The organism is Pseudomonas sp. LB3P81, from assembly GCF_054897965.1.
The window spans coordinates 360,248-380,384 of the sequence record NZ_JBUBVG010000001.1; the positions used below are offsets into that span (position 1 = coordinate 360,248).

General features: G+C 57.4%; 17 protein-coding genes and 2 pseudogenes. 8 read left to right on the plus strand and 11 right to left on the minus strand.

All coding sequences use genetic code 11. The features are described 5' to 3' along the window. Positions 1–31 precede the first annotated feature (31 nt). Complete coding sequence (locus ACYZTL_RS01785; protein WP_461950308.1) at positions 32–1,210, minus strand: YcaO-like family protein; 1,179 nt, start codon at positions 1,208–1,210, stop codon at positions 32–34. A gap of 793 nt (positions 1,211–2,003) precedes the next feature. After that, positions 2,004–2,357: a hypothetical protein gene (locus tag ACYZTL_RS01790; RefSeq protein ID WP_017338463.1), complete on the minus strand. Its 354-nt coding sequence runs from the start codon at positions 2,355–2,357 to the stop codon at positions 2,004–2,006. A 503-nt stretch (positions 2,358–2,860) separates the two neighbouring features. Here ACYZTL_RS01790 and ACYZTL_RS01795 point away from each other — a divergent pair. Continuing rightward, positions 2,861–7,765 (plus strand): NAD-glutamate dehydrogenase, encoded by a 4,905-nt coding sequence (locus ACYZTL_RS01795; protein ID WP_461950309.1) that lies wholly within the window; start codon positions 2,861–2,863, stop codon positions 7,763–7,765. A gap of 84 nt (positions 7,766–7,849) precedes the next feature. Here ACYZTL_RS01795 and ACYZTL_RS01800 read toward each other — a convergent pair whose 3' ends face one another. The 5 genes from ACYZTL_RS01800 to pdxR all read right to left on the minus strand — a co-directional run bounded on the left by ACYZTL_RS01800 (position 7,850) and on the right by pdxR (position 11,955). Further along, a complete protein-coding gene (locus ACYZTL_RS01800; protein WP_461950310.1) occupies positions 7,850–8,419 on the minus strand; it encodes a hypothetical protein in 570 nt (189 codons plus the stop codon). A 160-nt stretch (positions 8,420–8,579) separates the two neighbouring features. Beyond that, a complete protein-coding gene (locus tag ACYZTL_RS01805; protein WP_461950311.1) occupies positions 8,580–9,290 on the minus strand; it encodes an ATPase in 711 nt (236 codons plus the stop codon). Positions 9,291–9,502: 212 nt separating this feature from the next. After that, positions 9,503–9,913, minus strand: a complete 411-nt coding sequence (locus ACYZTL_RS01810) for a cupin domain-containing protein (protein ID WP_461950312.1) — start codon at positions 9,911–9,913, stop codon at positions 9,503–9,505. A gap of 191 nt (positions 9,914–10,104) precedes the next feature. Next, positions 10,105–10,398, minus strand: coding sequence for a putative quinol monooxygenase (locus tag ACYZTL_RS01815; protein ID WP_461950313.1), 294 nt, complete (start codon positions 10,396–10,398; stop codon positions 10,105–10,107). A gap of 123 nt (positions 10,399–10,521) precedes the next feature. Further along, entirely contained in the window at positions 10,522–11,955 is a 1,434-nt protein-coding gene (gene pdxR / locus ACYZTL_RS01820) for a MocR-like pyridoxine biosynthesis transcription factor PdxR (RefSeq protein ID WP_461950314.1), read from the minus strand. Positions 11,956–12,158: 203 nt separating this feature from the next. Between pdxR and ACYZTL_RS01825 the strand changes: the two genes are divergently transcribed. The 3 genes and pseudogenes from ACYZTL_RS01825 to ACYZTL_RS01835 all read left to right on the plus strand — a co-directional run bounded on the left by ACYZTL_RS01825 (position 12,159) and on the right by ACYZTL_RS01835 (position 14,382). Next, a complete protein-coding gene (locus ACYZTL_RS01825) occupies positions 12,159–12,599 on the plus strand; it encodes a carboxymuconolactone decarboxylase family protein (RefSeq protein ID WP_461950315.1) in 441 nt (146 codons plus the stop codon). Positions 12,600–12,674: 75 nt separating this feature from the next. Next, positions 12,675–13,655, plus strand: coding sequence for a LysR substrate-binding domain-containing protein (locus ACYZTL_RS01830; RefSeq protein WP_461950316.1), 981 nt, complete (start codon positions 12,675–12,677; stop codon positions 13,653–13,655). Between the two features lie 204 nt (positions 13,656–13,859). Further along, positions 13,860–14,382: pseudogene (locus tag ACYZTL_RS01835) on the plus strand (GNAT family N-acetyltransferase). A 1-nt stretch (position 14,383) separates the two neighbouring features. Here the strand turns inward: ACYZTL_RS01835 and ACYZTL_RS01840 are convergent. Then, the gene (locus ACYZTL_RS01840; protein WP_461950317.1) at positions 14,384–15,076 is read right to left on the minus strand and encodes an aspartate/glutamate racemase family protein; all 693 of its coding nucleotides are present in this window, start codon (positions 15,074–15,076) and stop codon (positions 14,384–14,386) included. A gap of 138 nt (positions 15,077–15,214) precedes the next feature. On the opposite strand from ACYZTL_RS01840, the gene ACYZTL_RS01845 reads away from it, so the two are divergent. Both ACYZTL_RS01845 and ACYZTL_RS01850 read left to right on the plus strand, forming a co-directional pair. Continuing rightward, the gene (locus ACYZTL_RS01845; RefSeq protein WP_461950318.1) at positions 15,215–15,709 is read left to right on the plus strand and encodes a hypothetical protein; all 495 of its coding nucleotides are present in this window, start codon (positions 15,215–15,217) and stop codon (positions 15,707–15,709) included. A gap of 391 nt (positions 15,710–16,100) precedes the next feature. Further along, a complete protein-coding gene (locus ACYZTL_RS01850; protein ID WP_461950319.1) occupies positions 16,101–16,772 on the plus strand; it encodes a DUF3313 domain-containing protein in 672 nt (223 codons plus the stop codon). 117 nt (positions 16,773–16,889) lie between these two features. Here ACYZTL_RS01850 and ACYZTL_RS01855 read toward each other — a convergent pair. The 3 genes and pseudogenes from ACYZTL_RS01855 to ACYZTL_RS01865 form a co-directional block, all read right to left on the minus strand. Further along, positions 16,890–17,096, minus strand: a pseudogene (locus tag ACYZTL_RS01855) (DUF1254 domain-containing protein); the annotation flags it as partial. A 10-nt stretch (positions 17,097–17,106) separates the two neighbouring features. After that, entirely contained in the window at positions 17,107–17,898 is a 792-nt protein-coding gene (locus ACYZTL_RS01860; protein ID WP_461950320.1) for a hypothetical protein, read from the minus strand. A 278-nt stretch (positions 17,899–18,176) separates the two neighbouring features. Next, complete coding sequence (locus ACYZTL_RS01865) at positions 18,177–18,599, minus strand: YciI family protein (RefSeq protein WP_461950321.1); 423 nt, start codon at positions 18,597–18,599, stop codon at positions 18,177–18,179. A gap of 173 nt (positions 18,600–18,772) precedes the next feature. Between ACYZTL_RS01865 and ACYZTL_RS01870 the strand changes: the two genes are divergently transcribed. Together ACYZTL_RS01870 and tpx are read left to right on the plus strand one after the other, a co-directional pair. After that, positions 18,773–19,216: an SRPBCC family protein gene (locus ACYZTL_RS01870; RefSeq protein ID WP_461950322.1), complete on the plus strand. Its 444-nt coding sequence runs from the start codon at positions 18,773–18,775 to the stop codon at positions 19,214–19,216. 255 nt (positions 19,217–19,471) lie between these two features. Then, a complete protein-coding gene (gene tpx, locus ACYZTL_RS01875; RefSeq protein ID WP_034146655.1) occupies positions 19,472–19,972 on the plus strand; it encodes a thiol peroxidase in 501 nt (166 codons plus the stop codon). The last annotated feature ends 165 nt before the right edge of the window (positions 19,973–20,137 follow it).

Sequence of the window (20,137 nt, forward strand, 5' to 3'; positions counted from 1 at the left end):
CCGTGATTTTTCAGAGCGCTTTGCGGCGGGCTCATTGTTTAGCGCGCAGGACATGTTGCGGTGCGACAAGACGTCCATTCCTGATGATGTTGAACCGTTCAAGGCCAGGGATGTATGTTTGCGTGACGATACTGTTGTTTGAGTGGTGCAGTATGGTTCGACGGAATAATTTCAAGCCGGATTGTAATAGGTTTTTTTGAAGCGTATCCAGTTGTGCTGAAACGGTTTCAGTGAGAGTTTGCAAAGGGTCATCAAGTACAGGAAGTGTTATTTTTTTGATGGGGCTAAGGTCAATGAGGTTTTTCAGTTTGTTCGAGCAGGATAGTAGCTCGAATGTTTTCCTGTCCATTGACTCTTCAGCGGCGTCGTATAACTCACTCGACTGGAGTTGCTCGGTCACCGCGCGCTGAATGGCGGTGCAGATATCCAGTGAGCTACCTGAACCTATCGGCGACAAATGACTACCTCCCGCTCCGTTTTTCGGGAATGCGACAGAGAAATACACAGACAGCACATCTTTTATGATGACTATTTGCAGCTCGTCTGCGTTTTCAAGTGCATATGAATTGTTTTGAAGAGCCTTGGTTAGTAGTGCTTTGGATGGCGCATACAGCTTCATTTTGGGTCCGATTCCGCAAACCGACATAAAAAAGAGAGACAGGATGTGCCTTTCAATGATTTCGTGGGTTCCGTGCAATAGGGCTTCGGCTTCGGTGCACCCAAAGGCAGTACCGGAGTTGGATGAGTAGCGAGCCAAAAATTGCATGGCAAGGCTTTGATCGCTGTATTTGTTTTTTTCTGTTATGGGACAGAGGAGTACGCATGGAACCAGGAGGCTTTCCTTTTTGCACAGTGTTGTAAGTTTAAAACATTCTATCGATTCCTCAGCGCCTGGCAGACTGGTGAAAATTCCGTCCCGCTCGGCAGCTTTCTGCGCAGCGATAGAATCACATCGATGCTTTGATACATCATTCGCATGGGTGTTGAAGATGCTAAAGTGCTCAATACTTTCGGCCAGCGCGCCTATCAATGAGTCCGGTCCCTTTCCTGCGCCGGATTCAACTAGATTATTATTCTTGTCAAAAAGCTCGGCAGTTGCCACGAGCTTGGATGGTCCCGCATAACGTGCCACTGCTTCGAACCCGAGTGTGTGGATAGTGGACATAATGTTGAACAGCGCTTCAGAAGACGTTAGTTCGCGCTCGGACATAGGAGGCCTCCGGATTATTTGAATGCCGAAAGGGAGAGTCTTTCGGCATTTTTTTTACAAGAACTTAATCGTTCTATGATTTCAGCTGGTCAGAGATGCGAAAAAACCAGCTTCAGACACCAACAGTCCTTTGGAAAAGCCCAATACCTGCGGCAGGTCGTCGAAAGTGTTTATTTCAGAGCGTTTTTTACCCATGGCAATTAACTCCTTTGCTGTTGATTTATTGGTGTCGCGAAACGATCACCAAACTTGCGTACTTTGTCGCAAGTGATTAATTAATAGCAGCAAGCTTATGGGCGGGATAGGGCGTAACTTCCGATGCTGACGTAGCTCTGTTCCTGATGGTCGGCAGGACGAATGCGTAGGAAATAGGCGTTTTCGTTTAAGTCATCTTTTCAGATTGTCTGTTTCAATGGTTTGAGGTGTTTAATTTTTTTCGTATATGCGGATGGGATAGCCTGGTCAAGCCTTTACATGGCCACGAAATTCGCAGCGCTTCACGATGTTCCATCGATGACTGTTCCTGGAAAGGGTGACCGAAGACGTTCGAATAACGCCAGGGCTGGGGGCGTTACTTTAATCTATCGCGGGGGGCGGCGACTAACGGCATTTTGTGCAAAGTGTGGGGATAGATGGGTGAAATTGTTGGAAGTTGTGCTGGTCGGAGAGTGGTGTCGTTCTTTCGGGCCTCTTCGCGAGCAAGCCCGCTCCCACATTTAACCGCGTTCTTTCTGGAAAAAATGCGCTCAATGTGGGAGCGGGCTTGCTCGCGAAGGCGCCCGCTCAGACAACGTCAGAGCTGGCTGATGTAAGTGCCAGTCCCCTTGAGAATGTTCTGCAAAGTCTCTTCCACCTCCGCCAAATCACTCGCATCGGTACTGTGAATGATCTCCAGCGAATCATCCCCATTCAGCGCATCCGCATCCGCCGCCGCAATTTCGATCAGCAATCGGGTAGGGCTCAGCGTCACTTTCACGCCGTCCAGCGTCGAAGGCTCGCCATCAAGCGTGATCTCCAGCTCGTCCTCGTCCGGATAGCGGCTCATCAGGAACATTTCACCCTGATCGCTGTGGCAGGCGAGCATGGCCATGTTGTCTTCTTCCTCGTCACACGGGTTGACGATCAACAGGGAGGTGGTCATTTGCATGGGGAATTCCTGGCTCGGCGAGCGTTGTGAACACAACAAAAGGCAATTCTGCCAGCCCTCGGGAATTTCTGCTCGGCTGACTGTCAGAGAATGCGTCGTGAACTTTCGGGCCGCCGCTGGTCATTTCTGGCACGCAGGTGCCGTAAATCCGGGCATAAAACGCCCAATTTCCTACACGACTGCTAGTGTTGTCCGGTGCACAGGGCGAGAGCTGCGTGCCGATGACCGAATATGTCGCAGCGCTGCAAGCACGGGCCTTGCCGCACTCGTTAAGCTGCGCAACGGATGAGCACCTGTAAAGACATTGTGCTGTAGGTTCGCCAGTCGTTTTTGCAGATGCCCATTCATGGAAGGTGAATGTGACCTGAGTGTCTCGTCCAGCTTCACCCACCTGTCACCCTGTTTCCTCTGCCCGAGAATCAGGAACAGGGTGAGGGATCGCCCCGAAAGGGGTTTTGCACGCGACGCTTCCATCAATAACAAGCCCAAGCGGAGTACCACAGATGGCGTTCTTCACCGCAGCCAGCAAAGCCGACTTCCAGCACCAACTGCAAGCGGCACTGGCGCAGCACATCAGTGAACAGGCACTGCCACAAGTGGCGCTGTTCGCTGAACAATTCTTCGGCATCATTTCCCTTGACGAGCTGACCCAGCGTCGGCTGTCCGACCTCGCTGGCTGTACCCTTTCTGCGTGGCGCCTGCTTGAGCGCTTCGATCACGCGCAACCGCAGGTTCGCGTCTACAACCCTGATTACGAACGCCACGGCTGGCAGTCGACCCACACCGCGGTCGAAGTGCTGCACCACGACCTGCCATTCCTGGTGGACTCGGTGCGTACCGAGCTGAACCGTCGCGGCTACAGCATTCATACCTTGCAAACCACGGTGCTCAGCGTGCGTCGCGGCAGCAAGGGCGAATTGCTGGAAATCCTGCCGAAAGGCACCCAGGGCGAAGGGATCCTGCAAGAATCCCTGATGTACCTGGAAATCGACCGTTGCGCGAACACGGCCGAACTGAATGTCCTGAGCAAAGAGCTGGAGCAGGTTCTCGGTGAAGTCCGCGTCGCGGTCGCCGATTTCGAACCGATGAAAGCCAAGGTCCAGGAAATCCTGACCGGCCTGGACAACAGCCAGTTTGCTGTCGACAGCGAAGAAAAAGCTGAAATCAAAAGCTTCCTGGAATGGTTGGTGGGCAACCACTTCACGTTTCTGGGCTATGAAGAATTCGTGGTGCGCGATGAAGCCGACGGCGGCCACATCGTCTATGACCAGGATTCGTTCCTCGGCCTGACCAGGCTGCTGCGTACCGGCCTGACCTACGATGACCTGCGCATCGAAGACTACGCCGTGAACTACCTGCGCGAACCGACCCTGTTGTCGTTCGCCAAGGCTGCGCACCCAAGCCGCGTGCACCGTCCGGCTTACCCGGATTACGTGTCGATCCGCGAAATCGATGCCGACGGCAACGTCATCAAGGAATGCCGCTTCATGGGCCTGTACACCTCGTCGGTGTATGGCGAGAGCGTGCGGGTCATTCCGTACATCCGCCGCAAGGTCGAAGAGATCGAACGCCGTTCCGGCTTCCAGGCCAAGGCTCACCTGGGCAAGGAACTGGCGCAGGTGGTCGAAGTGCTGCCGCGCGACGATCTGTTCCAGACTCCGGTGGACGAGCTGTTCAGCACCGTGATGTCGATTGTGCAGATCCAGGAACGCAACAAGATCCGCGTGTTCCTGCGCAAAGACCCGTACGGTCGTTTCTGCTACTGCCTGGCTTACGTGCCGCGTGACATCTATTCCACCGAAGTGCGCCAGAAGATCCAGCAAGTGCTGATGGATCGCCTGAAAGCTTCGGACTGCGAGTTCTGGACCTTCTTCTCCGAATCCGTTCTGGCCCGCGTGCAACTGATCCTGCGCGTCGATCCGAAGAACCGTCTCGACATCGACCCGCAGCAGCTGGAAAACGAAGTGATCCAGGCCTGCCGCAGCTGGCAGGACGACTACGCGAGCCTGGTGGTCGAAAGCTTCGGCGAAGCCCACGGCACCAACGTGCTGGCCGACTTCCCGAAAGGCTTCCCGGCCGGTTACCGCGAGCGTTTTGCCGCGCATTCGGCTGTGGTCGACATGCAGCACCTGCTCAGCCTGAAAGAAACCAATCCACTGGTGATGAGCTTCTATCAGCCACTGGGTCAGGTCTCCGGTAAGCGCGAGCTGCACTGCAAGCTCTATCACGCTGACACCCCGCTGGCGCTGTCCGACGTGTTGCCGATCCTGGAAAACCTCGGCCTGCGCGTACTGGGTGAATTCCCGTATCGCCTGCGTCACAACAATGGCCGCGAGTTCTGGATTCACGATTTCGCCTTCACCGCCGCCGAAGGCCTGGAACTCGACATCCAGCAACTCAACGACACCTTGCAGGACGCCTTCGTCCACATCGTGCGTGGCGATGCCGAGAACGATGCGTTCAACCGTCTGGTACTGACCGCCGGCCTGCCATGGCGCGACGTGGCTTTGCTGCGTGCCTACGCCCGTTACATGAAGCAGATCCGTCTGGGCTTCGACCTGGGCTACATCGCCAGCACCCTGAACAACCACACCGACATCGCTCGCGAGTTGACCCGGTTGTTCAAGACCCGTTTCTACCTGGCTCGCAAGCTCGGTACTGACGATCTGGAAGACAAGCAGCAACGCCTGGAACACGCGATCGTCACCGCACTGGACGACGTCCAGGTGCTGAACGAAGACCGCATCCTGCGTCGCTACCTGGACCTGATCAAGGCGACCCTGCGCACTAACTTCTACCAGACCGACGCCCACGGTCAGAACAAGTCCTACTTCAGCTTCAAGTTCAACCCGCACCAGATTCCAGAGCTGCCGAAGCCGGTTCCGAAGTTCGAAATCTTCGTTTACTCGCCACGCGTCGAAGGCGTGCACCTGCGCTTCGGCAACGTCGCTCGCGGCGGTCTGCGCTGGTCTGACCGTGAAGAAGACTTCCGTACCGAAGTCCTGGGCCTGGTAAAAGCCCAGCAAGTGAAGAACTCGGTCATCGTGCCAGTGGGTGCGAAGGGTGGCTTCCTGCCGCGTCGCCTGCCACTGGGCGGCAGCCGTGACGAGATCGCGGCCGAGGGCATCGCCTGCTACCGCATCTTCATTTCGGGCCTGTTGGACATCACCGACAACCTGAAGGACGGCGCGCTGGTGCCGCCGGCCAACGTCGTGCGTCATGACGACGATGACCCGTACCTGGTGGTGGCTGCGGACAAGGGCACTGCAACCTTCTCCGACATCGCCAACGGCATCGCCATCGACTACGGCTTCTGGCTGGGTGACGCGTTTGCGTCCGGTGGTTCGGCGGGTTACGACCACAAGAAAATGGGCATTACCGCCAAGGGCGCGTGGGTCGGCGTACAACGTCACTTCCGCGAGCGCGGCATCAATGTTCAGGAAGACAGCATCACCGTGGTGGGCGTCGGCGACATGGCCGGTGACGTGTTCGGTAACGGCTTGTTGATGTCCGACAAGCTGCAACTGGTCGCAGCGTTCAACCACCTGCACATCTTCATCGATCCGAACCCTGAGCCTGCGAACAGCTTCGTCGAGCGTCAGCGCCTGTTCGATCTGCCGCGTTCGGCGTGGTCGGATTACGACACCAGCATCATGTCCGAAGGCGGCGGGATCTTCTCCCGTAGCGCGAAAAGCATCGCGATTTCCCCGCAGATGAAAGAGCGTTTCGACATTCAGGCCGACAAGCTGACCCCGACCGAACTGCTGAATGCCTTGCTCAAGGCGCCGGTGGATCTGTTGTGGAACGGCGGTATCGGCACCTACGTCAAGGCCAGCAGCGAAAGCCACGCCGATGTGGGCGACAAGGCCAACGATGCACTGCGCGTGAACGGCAACGAACTGCGCTGCAAAGTCGTGGGCGAGGGCGGTAACCTCGGTATGACCCAACTGGGTCGTGTCGAGTTCGGTCTGAATGGCGGCGGCTCCAACACCGACTTCATCGACAACGCCGGTGGCGTGGACTGCTCCGACCACGAAGTGAACATCAAGATCCTGCTGAACGAAGTGGTTCATGCCGGCGACATGACCGACAAGCAACGTAACCAGTTGCTGGCGAGCATGACCGACGAAGTCGGCAACCTGGTGCTGGGCAACAACTACAAGCAGACTCAAGCGCTGTCCCTGGCGGCACGCCGTGCCTTTGTGCGGATTGCCGAATACAAGCGTCTGATGAACGATCTGGAAGGCCGCGGCAAGCTGGATCGCGCCATCGAGTTCCTGCCGGCTGAAGAGGCGCTCAACGAGCGCCTCGCGGAAGGCCATGGCCTGACCCGTGCCGAGCTGTCGGTGCTGATCTCCTACAGCAAGATCGACCTCAAGGAAGCGCTGCTCAACTCCCTCGTGCCGGACGACGACTACCTGACGCGCGACATGGAAACCGCTTTCCCGCCAAGCCTGGTGAGCAAGTTCTCCGACGCCATGCGCCGTCACCGTCTGAAGCGCGAAATCGTCAGCACCCAGATCGCCAACGATCTGGTCAACCACATGGGCATCACCTTCGTTCAACGACTCAAAGAGTCGACCGGCATGAGCCCGGCGAATGTTGCGGGTGCTTACGTGATCGTGCGTGACATCTTCCATCTCCCGCACTGGTTCCGTCAGATAGAGGCCCTGGATTACCAGGTTTCGGCCGACGTACAACTGGAGCTGATGGACGAGCTGATGCGTCTGGGCCGTCGCGCTACGCGCTGGTTCCTGCGTGCCCGTCGCAACGAGCAGAACGCTGCCCGTGACGTCGCGCACTTCGGTCCGCATCTGAAGGAGTTGGGCCTCAAGCTCGACGAACTGCTGAGTGGCGAGATCCACGAGAACTGGCAGGCCCGCTATCAGGCGTACGTCGCAGCCGGTGTGCCGGAGTTGCTGGCGCGCATGGTGGCTGGCACCTCGCACCTGTACACCCTGCTGCCGATCATCGAGGCCTCCGACGTGACCGGCCAGAATCCTGCGGACGTGGCCAAGGCCTACTTCGCCGTGGGCAGCGCGCTGGACATCACCTGGTACCTGCAACAGATCAGTGCTTTGCCGGTTGAAAACAACTGGCAAGCCCTGGCCCGTGAAGCGTTCCGCGATGACGTCGACTGGCAGCAACGTGCGATCACCATCTCCGTCCTGCAACAGGGCGATGGCACTCAGGACGTGGAAACACGCCTGGCGCTGTGGATGGAGCAGCACGAAGGCATGATCGAACGCTGGCGCGCCATGCTGGTGGAAATCCGTGCCGCCAGCGGCACGGACTACGCCATGTACGCGGTGGCCAACCGTGAGTTGCTGGATCTGGCGTTGAGCGGGCAGGCGGTAGTGCCTGCGGCTACTGCCACGGCCAGCGCTGAACTGGAGCCTGCGGCCTGATCAGTCGCTGAATGAAAAAGCCCCGTCTCGAAAGAGGCGGGGCTTTTTAATTTCTGGCGTTATGACCGATTCGTGCGCGGATTATCAATCTTCTTCAAAAAAATCATTGTACTCGTCGGGCCTGGAGCCACTGGGGTCGTAAACATTTCTTTCGAGAATTTCGAGGTTGAACTTAAAGGTGTCTTCTGAACTGTCATTGAAGTATTGAGCTTCCCTGCGGTCCGCGGTTTTCTTGTTTGTTTTGATGACGCCCGCATTTCGGGCTTTCAAATATACATTGGCGTTTCTGGAGCCGAGATCGTCGAGTGTGATTATCCTGTTATTGTCATCCAGCAAATTAAAGGACGTTGTATTCCCACCGGCTCCTGGAAGGGCGCTCAACTTGCCATCAGCGTTTTTGCTGATGTAGTTTCCGAAATAGCTGTGGCCTCGAATCTGTATGTTGTAGTAGTCGTCATAACACGCGAAATACGCAATGAAAGGCGGATAGCTACGCGTTACTCCCCCGGGGTTGCGCTTAAGGGGCGGCAGTGTGGTGAGAACGTTGGCTTCGCCTGCAGAGTAACTTTCGCCCAATATCAGGTCGAGAAAGGTCAAGCGTTTGTTGTTGTGCTCTACGTGTGCAAAAAATGATCTTTTCTGATTGAGGCTCATAATGTTCTTCCATGAATTTTAGGTGGTTTGAATTTTTCGCGTCCTGCGAGCGACAGAATAATGGAGTTGATCGTTATGGCTATCAGCAAAAAATTGCCTGATATTACCGCTTTGTGGCGAGCACCTCTTCGCGAACCAAGCCGCGAAGAGGTTGTGAATGTTAATGCAGTTTAGAGCCTTGATTGTTATCCAGCATCGACACGTTACTTGATGGGCGACTGAGCAGTCGGGACAGGGACTGATCGAATTTCTGCAACGCGCGAACCTGAACATTCTGTTGCTCGTTAATATCCGCCACGATTTCTTCGCTGCGTTTATAGTCCGCCCATAACGGACTGAGTGTCTTGGCGTCATGCCCTCGGGCAGTGCCGATGTAATTCAGATTCGTATCATAGAAATCAGCGCTGACATTCGCCTCGATGTCCGAACTGCGCGAGGTCATCAATTGACTGCGCGTATCGACGATGGCCACCACGTCGGGTTTCGCTGCCCTGAGACTTTGCATATCCGGGTAGACCGTTACCGAGCCGAACTGACGCTGCAGGGACGCTTTGACCCAGTCCACCGCCAGATCCGGATTGGAGGTGGCGACGTAGGCGTCATGAATGGGCTGCACCAGCAGGCTCTGGCCAAAACCGGTGCCGGCATTTGCCCTGTAATCCTGAAGGTAGGCGCGGTTGGTCTGCGTGTTGCGGCTGTAGACGATGCCCACTGACACATGCTCACCGTTGGTGACACGGGTGGCGCTGCTCCGGCCTACCGGTTCGCTGAACAGGCCGTCGAGTGAAGATACAGCCGTGGGTGCAGTGGGGATTGAACATCCGGTCAAAACAGCAGCGAACGTAAAGGTGCTGACAAGTAAAAGTTTCATGGTGTTTCTCCAGTGAAACAACTTGAGTCGTTAAGTAAAATTGCCGATTTCAGACTAAACCTGTGTCGGCAGAATGAAATAGCCAATTCCTGCACTTGTCAGGTGACCGATAGTTTTGTTTGGTTTAAACCATTGCCGTTAATGACGTCAGGAAATATAAAGGCCCGAATTCATGATTCGGGCCTTTATATTTATGGCTGTACGTTCAGTCATCAGTTTTCCAGGGGAATCAAAACCTTTTCGTCCGGGGACAGGACCATGAACACTAATAACTTCGCAGGCTTTGTCGCACTGGCATTTTTCGAGACCAGATGTTCCGAGCCCGCCGGTTCATACCAATACTCGCCGGTCTTGTAGGTTTTCGGTTGCTCGCCTTTCACCTGGGAAACGATCGACCCCGAAATCACGTAAGCCATTGCCGTGCCTTCGTGTTTGTGGGCGATGGAGGATTGACCTGGCTTGTAATCAACTTCAATCATCAGCGCCTTTTTGCCCGGGACGTTCTTCAGTACTTCGTCTTGCAGGATCGTGACTTTTTCCGAGGGGGCGTGGGCGAATGCCGAGGCAGAAACGCTCAGGGCGAGGACGGCAATTGGGGCCGCCAGTAGACGCAAAACTTTCATGGTTCATCACCTGCGGTGGTTAGTTGTCAGGAACAACGTTAGTCCGCCAGTGACGGCAATCAAACAGCCAATTTACGGGAAGGCCAGGGGACCAATCGGGGGCTTTGTTACGTGAAGATCCCGGCTTGCGGCCGCTCTTGCAGGGGTACCCATTGCCCTGCAGGAATGACCGCAAGCCGGGACCTAACTTTCTAGACGATAGGAAAGCTGTTGAAGTCGACGGCGTTGGCCAGTCGACTGTCGATCAGGCCGATAAAGCCTTGAACTTCAGGGCTGTTGAAATGCATCTGCATTGCCGTTTCCGATTGCCAGCGGGCGCTGACATTCCAGCGGTTGCTGTCCTCGGGGCAGCGGTCGACCATATAGGATTCACAGCCCGGTTGTTCGCGCAGGGTTTCGACAATTCTTTGCAGTTGCCTACCCAGTTCATCCGAGCGGCCGGCAGCGGCCTGCACCTTTACGGTATTGATCACTTCGTTGGACATTGCTCACACTCCTGAATCAGGCCGGACGAATCCTGCTCATTGAGGGATAACGTTTATGCAGGATAGGCCCGCACCCTGGGACCGCCAATAGCCAATCGCCGGATAAAAACCCAGACCAATCTGTCAGGCGACCTGCTGCAAAATGTCCCGCAATCGGTCCAGGGCGGTGTCGATGTCCAGGGTTTCAATGGCGCCAAACCCCATGAGAAGCCCGGCCTGTGGCGTTTGCTGATAGAAAAAGGTGTCGATGGAATACAGCCCGACTTCGACCTTTTTCGCCAGTTCGATCACCAGTGGCATATCGATAGGCACTTTGCACATAAGCGCCATGTGAAATCCCGCCGTGCTCGGGATCGCTTCGAACCAGGGAGACAGATCACCTGCGATGCGCGTCAGGATGCGCTCGCGACGCCCGGCATAGATCGTATGGCAGCGCCGGATATGCTTGAGCAGACAGCCTGCGGCGATAAACTTGGCCAGTGCCCATTGGGGCAGGGTGGAGGTGTGCAGGTCGGTGAGTTGTTTGGCGCGGATCACTGCCTCGAGAATGGCCGGCGGCAAAATCGCGTAACCGAGGCGCAATTCCGGCAGCAAGGTTTTCGAGAAGGTTCCGACGTAGGCGACGATCCCGCGCTCATCCATGCTTTGCAGGGAGTCGGTGGGCCGGCCTTCGTAGCGAAATTCGCTGTCGTAATCGTCCTCGATGATGATCGCGCCCAACTCGTAGGCGCGCTCCAGCAGTGCTATCCGACGGGCCTGGCTCATCGGCATGCCGAGCGGAAACTGGTGGGACGGCGTGACATAAATCAGCCGGGTGCCCAAGGGGATTTTGTCGACCTGGATGCCTTCGGCATCGACCGGCACGCCGATCACCGTGGCGCCGTGGCTGCCGAACAACAGGCGCGCGGGCGGGTAGCCGGGGTCTTCCATGGCGACGACGCTGCCGGGGCGGGTCATCACGCGGGAGATCAGGTCCAGCGCCTGTTGCGCGCCGTTGCACACCACCACGTCTTCGTCCTGACAGTTCACTCCACGGGAAAATGCGATATGCCGGGCGATCGCGTTGCGCAGCGCCGGAAGGCCTTCGGGCAGGCTGTAGAAACCTTTGGAACCGACCATCTGGCGCAAGGCGTGAGAGGTGCAGCGCCGCCAATCGTCCTGGGGGAATTGACCCTTGCTGGTGGCGCCACCGATGAAGTCATAGCGCAGCGAGCCTTCCAGCGTCGGATGGCGCAAAAACACCGGCAGATTGCGCCATGACTCGATGACTTCGGCGCTCGCCAACTGCGAATGCGTTTGCTTGGGCAGTGCTTTTGCGGTCCGTGCGTTGACGAAGGTGCCTTTACCAATCACACCGGTCAGGAAGTTTTCATACGTCAACTGCGCGTAGGTGTCGGAAATGGTCTTGCGCGAGATGCCCAACTGTTCGGCCAGCAAACGACTGGGCGGCAGTTGCGTCCCGGCTGTCAGACGACCGGACTCGATGGCGCTGCGCAGTTGGTTGTACAACTGGCCTGCCAGGTCCTTGCGGCCGTTGATGACAACATGAAGTTCCATATCGGCGGGGCTCCTGGGGCGGTTGAGGCGCGTGTGCGTCGCGCCAGATTACCCGCAAGCACCGCTGCGCAGTAGTTGCGTGGATGAAAAACTGCGGATTGGCCTGTTGCCGGGTGGTCCACCGGTATTTCGCTGAATTGGATCTGTAACGCCTGCGCATCAGCGCTTACCGTGAAAGCCTCAAACGATCCACGAGGCACGCCATGACTTCCCGTCTGGATTACTACAGCGCGTCGCCCAAAGCGATGAAAGCCATGATTGCCATGGAGGCGTTGACCAGCAACCTGAGTATCGAGCCGGCGCTGCTGCACCTGATCAAGATCCGTGCCTCGCAGCTCAATGGCTGCGCCTTCTGCACCGACATGCATTCGGTGGATGCGCGGCGCCTCGGCGAGACCGACCGGCGCCTGTATTCGATCGTGGTCTGGCGCGACAGCGGCTTCTTCAACCCACGGGAGCGCGCGGCGCTGGCCTGGACCGAAGCGGTCACCTTGCTCTCGGAAAGCCATGTGCCGGACAACGTCTACGCGCAGGCCCGGGAGCAGTTCAGTGAAAGCGAGATGGTCGACCTGACCATCGCGGTCACCACCATCAACAGCTGGAATCGCCTGGCCGTGAGTTTTCGACAAGCGCCCAGTGCTTGATGCGGTTGTCACACCAGATTCATCATCGGTGCGCAAGATGAGGTTTTCAAAGGACAGATCGACAGGGAGTCATCGTTGTCATTCATGGAAACCACAGGGCGCCAAAGCCCTGCCGAGTACCGTTCGCCGGTAGAAACCACGCCGTCCTGGCGTGCGCAGGTCGCCGCGATTGATCCGCAACTGGCTCAGGCGTTTACGGTCAGTGCCCGATGCGGCTGTTTCATGCAGGCGGCCCGCAGCCTCAACATCAAGGCGACCTTGCTGCGCAAACAGTTGGCGCAGCTCGAAACGCAACTGCAGTGTTCGCTGTTCAGCCATTGCGACAATGGCATCGCCCTCAGCCTTGAAGGCTTGCAGCTTCAGGCGCAGTTGATTGCATTGGCCCATGAACGCGATTTGCCCGTGATCGAGCAACCGTTGGTACGGCTGGCGGTCGCCGAGTCGATCCTGCACGACATTCTCGGCCGCGACCTGGTGGCCTTGTTGCGCCGCAACGCCAGCGTACGCCTGGACATCATCACCCTTGAAAGCGAACTGGCCCTGCAAGCGGTCAGTGCCGATGTGGTGGTGTGGCTGGCCGGCACCGATTCGCCGCTGCCGGGCCCGAGTTTTGCCGTCAGCGAACCCCAGCGCCTGGCGCGGCTCGACTACCTGCCGCACATCGCCAAGCGTTACTCACGCACAGCGTCGCGTCCGGACAGCCTTGATGACCTCGCGGATTTCCTGTTGGTGCAATGGCGGTCTCACGGTCAGGTCGAGAGTTTCGTGCCGTGGAACGCGCTGGTGGACCAGCGTCTGGCCGGTGTGGTGCAGCTGCATTCCTATGAGCTGCTGCTGGAGATGATTCGTTGCAGCGCCTGCATCGGTTTGCTGCCCGGCTACATGAGTCGCTTTGACCGCGGTCTCATTGCATTGCCGGGGCTGTTTGCCCAACCGATGCAGCGTCAGGTGTGGATGGCGGTGAATGCGCAGTCGCAGGAAGAGGCGCAGGTACAGATGATCGTCGAGCTGATCCAGAACACCTTCAATGAGCGCCAAGAGTGGTTTGAAGGCTGATCACTGTCAAAAAATGTGGGAGCGGGCTTGCTCCGGGCGGCGTTCCGACGAAGGCGGTGTATCAGTCAACATTGATCGCAACTGACACACCGCTTTCGTCGGAACGCCGCCCGGAGCAAGCCCGCTCCCACATTGGGTTCTCGCCATGTTTGAAGTATGCGTTGTAGAGTGGGCGGCCATGTCTGTCTCAAGGATGAATCACCCATGCCCGTCACTGACGCTGTCATCACCCTCGAACGCTTCAACGAATCCCATCTCGAAGGCATCACCGCGCTCTACAACGAGCCGGCGATTACCCGGCAAGTGCTGCAAATGCCCTTTCAATCCACCGAGGTCTGGCGCAAACGCCTGGATCCGGGCAACGAACGCCATGTACAGCTGGTAGCGCTGCATCAAGGGAAGGTGATCGGCAACATCGGCCTGGAGCAGTTCTCGCGCATCCGTCGCAGCCATGCCGCCAATTTCGGCATGGGCGTCTCTGAGGCGTGGCAGGGCAAGGGCGTTGGTTCGAAGCTGTTGGCAACCGCGCTGGACATCGCTGACAACTGGATGAACCTGCAACGGGTCGAGCTTTCGGTGTACGCCGATAACGAAGCGGCCATCGGCTTGTACCGCAAAGTTCGGCTTTGAAACCGAAGGCCTGTTTCGTGACTACGCCGTGCGTGACGGCATGTTGGTGGATACCTTGAGCATGGCGCGTCTGCGTCGCACGCCCAAGGCCGGTTGAGTCACTCAGCCAGTGCGAACGCCACCGCCGCCTGCGCATGCAGTTCGGTGGTGTCGAGCAGGGGCAGGACGCTGTGCTCGGGTTTGATCAGCAGGCCGATTTCAGTGCAGCCAAGGATGATGGCCTGGGCGCCGCGTTGGGTCAGGGATTCGATGACCTGCTGATAAACCCGGCGCGATTCCTCGCTGATGACCCCGACGCACAACTCGTCGTAGATGATCCGGTGCACGGCCTGACGCTCCTCGGCCTCCGGCACCAGTACGGTCAGCCCCATCGACGTCAGGCGTTCCTTGAGGAAGTCCTGTTCCATGGTGAACGCCGTGCCAAGCAGTCCGACCTTCAGCGCACCCGCCTCGACAGCCGCCTGACCGGCCGGGTCGGCGATGTGCAGGAACGGAACATTGATCGCTGCCTGAATCTGCCCGGCCACCTTGTGCATGGTGTTGGTGCACAGCACCACGCAATCGGCGCCACCCGCTTCAAGCCGCCGCGCCGCGTCCACCAGAATCACTGCCGCATCGTCCCAGCGGCCGGCATGCTGAGCCTGTTCGACAGGCCCGAAGTCGACGCTGTACATCAGCAATTTCGCCGAGCGCAACGGCCCGAGCCGGTCGCGTACCTGTTGATTGATGAGGCGGTAATACTCGGCGCTGGACTCCCAGCTCATGCCGCCGATAAGGCCGATGGTGCGCATGACGTGCTCCTGTTGATGGCTGCCCTGAGCCGCGAGTGTCCCGTGATGTGACCGCCGGTGCAATTGACTTGTACGCCCGCCGCGCGCATCTGCCATGCTCAAAGTCCGCAGCACTGCTTCAACCAAAGGAACACCGCAATGGACGACGTACAGCAACTGGGCGAGATGCTTCGCCACTACGCAGACAGCGAAGCGCACAAAAAACAACTGTTCGAGTCGCAATCGGCCGTGTGGGCGACGCGCATTGGCGAGCTGTTCGATCAGATCCAGCAATGGCTGGAACCGGTCAAGGCACCGAACCTGCTGGAAGTGAGCCGTGAGACCTATGTCGCCTCGGGGCCGAGCGTTCCGGTCGAGACGTCGACGTTCAAGACCGAGAAGCTGGGCATCGTGATTGCCGGCAAACCGGTGGAGTTCGTGCCGGATGTGATGGGCGCGGGTGGGCAGATTTCCCTGGCCGTGATGGGCCTGACCGCCGCGCGCTATGGCAGCATTTCGCTGGTATGCCTGCCGCCGTCGAGCAGTTGGCAGTGGCGCAAGACCAATGGTTTGAAGGACCCGGATACCTTTGCCTTCGACGCGAATTTTCTGGCGCAGCAGTTGCAGAGCCTGATCCCTAGAGATCGCAGCTAATCCCCTGTGGGAGCGGGCTTGCTCGCGAAGGCGGCGGCACATTCAACATTCATGTAACCGACATACCGCTTTCGTTGGAGCGCCGCCCGGAGCAAGCCCGCTCCCACATTGGACCTGTGTCAGATCAGATGTCGAGGTTTCCCCCAACCCGGCTTTTCCACGCCCAAACCATTCAGCACAATCTCGATCATCTCAAGTTCCTCACTTCAGGCAATCTGCGCTTCACGTTCCGCCATCGTCACGTCGGATACCCGGACTGCGAGCCTGTTCGCGAAGAGGCTGCGCGGTGATAGATGAATATTGTAATTCCCCGCAACAAAACGCGCCGCATTGGCTATACCTGTAACTCCTGTTTCCAAACCGTGGTCGACCGACTTACAGGAGTTACCGCATGAAGTTTGCATTAATGATGAGCACACTGTGCATTGCTTCGATCGGCGTGGTTGGCTGCGCCAGCACCAAAGTCGAGCCGGACCAGTATTCGGGGTTTCTCAAGGATTACAGCCAGCTCAAGGAAGCCAAGTCACCTTCGGGGGCGGTGGTGATGCGCTGGATCGATCCTAAGCTCGACATCAATAAATTCAAAAGCGTGTACATCGAGCCGACCCAACTGTATCCCAAGCCTCAGCCGACCGTGAGTATTCCTCAGTCCACCCTGAACGGGATCACCAGTTATTACGATCAGGCGCTCAAACGCGAAATAGGTAAATCCCTGCCTCTGGCCGCAGGCCCTGGCCCGGGGGTGATTGTGGTGCGTGCCGCGATCACTGCCGTCAGCAGCAAGACCGAAGGACTGAAGCCTTATGAAGTGATCCCGATTGCGCTGGTCGCGGCGGCGGTGAGTACCGCCAGCGGTATTCGTGATCAGGAAACCGACCTGGCTACGGAGGCGGTATTTCTCGATGGCGGCAACAATAAAGTCCTGGCCCAGGTGGTGCGCAAGGGCACCGGTAAACCGCTGGAAAATGAATCTCAGGTCATGAAGGCCGATGACGTGAAAGGCGTGATCGATGGCTGGGCTTCGGACTTGCATCAGTCGTATTTGAAGCTCAAATCCAAATGATGCGTGAGGCGGAGGGCCTCTTCGCGAGCAAGGCTCGCGAAGGCGGCATTCAGGTACGACGTTACTCCTCATCCGCGCGCATCACCTCGCGAATATCCCTGGCCCACGCACCACGATCAGCACCACCGGTTCTGCGCGCAGATCCATCCGGACAAAGGAGTAAAGCGTGTCGGCGTTGGACACGACGACCGCAGTATCCTCGGCTTCTTCAGGGTTGGGGGTGAAGTTTGTTTTCTGACCGGCGCTGACGTCCTGAGCGCCTACGCCGCAACTCACGAACATGATCATCAGGCTGTAACCGGCAGCGCGAAGTGCACCGTGCATAGTGAAGTCCTCATTGGCCGAAGGTGACGTTGATCCCGAAGAACAACGTGAACTGCGGCAAGCCGTCACCCTTGTGGTCGACGGTCCACTGCGGTTCGATGAAAGTGTTGAGGATATTGGCCCCGGATTTCCAGACCTTGCCGGCACCCAGACCGAGGGGGATGTAATGGGTGTCGTTCTTCAGGTCGAAGGTCCAGGTGGCGGTTGAGCGCAGGTACCAGCCTCCGTTCAGGTTGTGAGTGATAAACGGCTGCAAGGTGGCCGATTCGACATGCGGGCGGTCACTCTCACCAGCGAAAGAGCTCTGGTATTGCACCAGCGCACCGAGCAAACCACGGGGCGATGAATCAATCGCAATGGCTGCCAGCCCCGCCTGCCATTTGCCGGTGCCGAGCTCGTCCTTATCGGCATAAGGCGCGGTGATCTGCGGGCCGATGCCCAACTGCACGCCATCGGTCTTGAGCAGGAAGATATCGATCAGGTTCAGATCACCTTCACCGGTGCTATACCCGCCGTGCGGGTCGGGGCGTGTGCTGATGGGTGCAGTGGCGCGCAGCAATTGTGGGACGCCGATGAAACTGTTGGGCGCAATCGGAAGCGTGCCACGCACCAGCACGTCGTTGGTGTGGATATTGGAGTCGTAGTACTTCGGGGTGTAGTAGTCCAGCAGGTTCATCCCCGGCGCGAGGTTCAACGGGTTGTTACTTTTGTTGGCCGTGTCGGCGTTGTCTGCGTGGGCACAAACGGCAGAAGTTATTGAGGTCGCCAACAAAAGGGCGCTCGCTCCTGGATTCTTCGACATGATTCCCCGGTTCCATGGTGGCTCATCGGTCTACTCGGCATTTGGCGGCTGTCACTGCGTAATCTCTTTCCTATCAAGCCTGTAGGACACGTCTGATGACGTTAGCAGTTGCCGGCGGGTTATCCAGTCGAAGGGATTAATTCGTTGGTTTTGGTGTGCAGCAGAAACGACAAAACCCGCCAGCCGTGGGAACACGGAAAGCGGGTTTCGTGACAAGCGCTCGATCACGTCCATCGCTGACAAAAGGGAAGGGCGTGATCACGCTTTTACGTTGCTGTTCAGCGCTTCACCTGCTCACGCAACCGTTCCTCCTGTTCCCGCAGTTCCGGCGTGAACTCGGCACCAAAATCCTCCGCCTCGAACACCTGCCGAATCTCGATCTCGGCTTCAGTGCCCGGCATCGGATTCGGGCAGCGCTTGACCCACTCGATCGCTTCCTCTTTCGACTTCACCTGCCACAGCCAGTAGCCGGCGATCAACTCCTTGGTTTCGATAAACGGACCGTCGATCACCGTGCGCTGGTTTCCGGAAAACTGCACGCGGGCGCCCTTGCTACTCGGGTGCAAACCTTCGCCGGCGAGCATGATCCCGGCCTTGACCAGTTCCTCGTTGTAATTGCCCATCGCGGTCAGCAGTTCTTCCCTGGGCATGACACCCGCCTCGGAGTCCGGGCTGGCTTTGACAATGATCATGAATCGCATGGTGGTGTGTCCTCTGGATTTGAATGATTCACTGTATGGTCGATTGGTGATTCGCCAGATCGACAATGTTTCAAAAAACGTCGCAGACGGGATTCGACGGTTAATTTTCGACATTCATTTCGTTATTAGTCATGTCTGGCCAGCCCATCCATCGAACAACGGAATGCGATCTCATGCCCACCCTGGAACTCACCACGCTCATCCCCGACCGTACGCCCGAAGAAGTCCTCGATTTCTGTCTGGAAGGCGTGAATTTCCCGAAGATCTTTCCCGAACGTATCACCCCGCTGGGTGATATCGACCTGAGTAACCTGCGTATCGAAGCCGGTCGCCAGTTCCGTTTTCGGCACTGGATGTTCAATGTCATCCCGGCAAACTGGACGGTGGTGATCCGTGAAGTCGGCGACCGACATTTCATCGACGAAATGCTCAAGGGGCCGATGGCTGCCTTTCGTCATGAACATCGGGTGGCCACGGGAGAGGGCGGTACGCTGTACACCGACCGTGTGACGTATGCGGCGATTGGCGGTGCGCCTCTGGAATGGTTGATGGTCAACGGGTACATGCGGCGGATTTTCGAGGCGCGGCATCGCAATATGTTGCGATTACTGAGCTAACGCAGATTCTGTAGGAGCGAGCTTGCTCGCGATGGACTCAAGAGCGCCGCGCTTAGCCAGTAAACACGCGTTTTCGTTAAAGACCATCGCGAGCAATCGAGCGTCGACCGGCTGCTCCTACAGTGAATCGGTGTTGTATCCAGTTTGGGGATGACACTTCCCAATTTGTATCCACCCATAGGTCACCGGACCATTTCGTGGTTAACTTCGGCCTCTTCAAAATTCTCCAATCCAACGTTCAGAAGGACTCCGTTCATGGCTCAAGTCACTCTTAAAGGCAACCCGGTTCAAGTCAACGGCCAACTGCCACAAGCCGGTTCCAAGGCACCAGCCTTCTCCCTGGTTGCCGGCAATCTGTCCGACGTGACGCTGGCGAACTTCGCCGGCAAGCGCAAAGTGCTGAACATCTTCCCAAGCGTCGACACCCCGACCTGCGCGACGTCGGTTCGCAAGTTCAACGCCCAGGCCAACGACGTCGCCAACACCGTGGTGCTGTGCATTTCCGCTGACCTGCCGTTCGCCCAGGCCCGTTTCTGCGGCGCCGAAGGCCTGGAAAACGTACAGAACCTGTCGACCCTGCGCGGTGCCGAGTTCATCGAGAACTACGGTGTGGCGATCGCCGATGGCCCACTGAAAGGCCTGACCGCCCGTGCCGTCGTGGTGCTGGACGAAAATGACAACGTGCTGCACAGCGAGCTGGTCAGCGAAATCGGTCAGGAACCGAACTACGAAGCGGCACTCGCTGTTCTGAAATAAGCGTACTTTTACAATTGTTAACGGCCTGGCCCTGTCCAGGCCGTTTTCATTTGTGCTTCAGTGTCTTAGATAAATCTCCTGTTACGTAAGCCGAAGGTAAATTGCCGGTAAAGGCGCTTTGCTAAATACCCGCCAGTGCTTATCGTTCAGCCTCCCGTAGTAGAA

Coding starts and splice junctions, on each gene's coding strand:
- ACYZTL_RS01785 (WP_461950308.1), bottom strand. CDS start 1,210: ATGTCCGAGCGCGAACTAACGTCTTCTGAAGCGCTGTTCAACATTATG.
- ACYZTL_RS01790 (WP_017338463.1), bottom strand. CDS start 2,357: ATGCAAATGACCACCTCCCTGTTGATCGTCAACCCGTGTGACGAGGAA.
- ACYZTL_RS01795 (WP_461950309.1), top strand. CDS start 2,861: ATGGCGTTCTTCACCGCAGCCAGCAAAGCCGACTTCCAGCACCAACTG.
- ACYZTL_RS01800 (WP_461950310.1), bottom strand. CDS start 8,419: ATGAGCCTCAATCAGAAAAGATCATTTTTTGCACACGTAGAGCACAAC.
- ACYZTL_RS01805 (WP_461950311.1), bottom strand. CDS start 9,290: ATGAAACTTTTACTTGTCAGCACCTTTACGTTCGCTGCTGTTTTGACC.
- ACYZTL_RS01810 (WP_461950312.1), bottom strand. CDS start 9,913: ATGAAAGTTTTGCGTCTACTGGCGGCCCCAATTGCCGTCCTCGCCCTG.
- ACYZTL_RS01815 (WP_461950313.1), bottom strand. CDS start 10,398: ATGTCCAACGAAGTGATCAATACCGTAAAGGTGCAGGCCGCTGCCGGC.
- pdxR (WP_461950314.1), bottom strand. CDS start 11,955: ATGGAACTTCATGTTGTCATCAACGGCCGCAAGGACCTGGCAGGCCAG.
- ACYZTL_RS01825 (WP_461950315.1), top strand. CDS start 12,159: ATGACTTCCCGTCTGGATTACTACAGCGCGTCGCCCAAAGCGATGAAA.
- ACYZTL_RS01840 (WP_461950317.1), bottom strand. CDS start 15,076: ATGCGCACCATCGGCCTTATCGGCGGCATGAGCTGGGAGTCCAGCGCC.
- ACYZTL_RS01845 (WP_461950318.1), top strand. CDS start 15,215: ATGGACGACGTACAGCAACTGGGCGAGATGCTTCGCCACTACGCAGAC.
- ACYZTL_RS01850 (WP_461950319.1), top strand. CDS start 16,101: ATGAAGTTTGCATTAATGATGAGCACACTGTGCATTGCTTCGATCGGC.
- ACYZTL_RS01860 (WP_461950320.1), bottom strand. CDS start 17,898: ATGTCGAAGAATCCAGGAGCGAGCGCCCTTTTGTTGGCGACCTCAATA.
- ACYZTL_RS01865 (WP_461950321.1), bottom strand. CDS start 18,599: ATGCGATTCATGATCATTGTCAAAGCCAGCCCGGACTCCGAGGCGGGT.
- ACYZTL_RS01870 (WP_461950322.1), top strand. CDS start 18,773: ATGCCCACCCTGGAACTCACCACGCTCATCCCCGACCGTACGCCCGAA.
- tpx (WP_034146655.1), top strand. CDS start 19,472: ATGGCTCAAGTCACTCTTAAAGGCAACCCGGTTCAAGTCAACGGCCAA.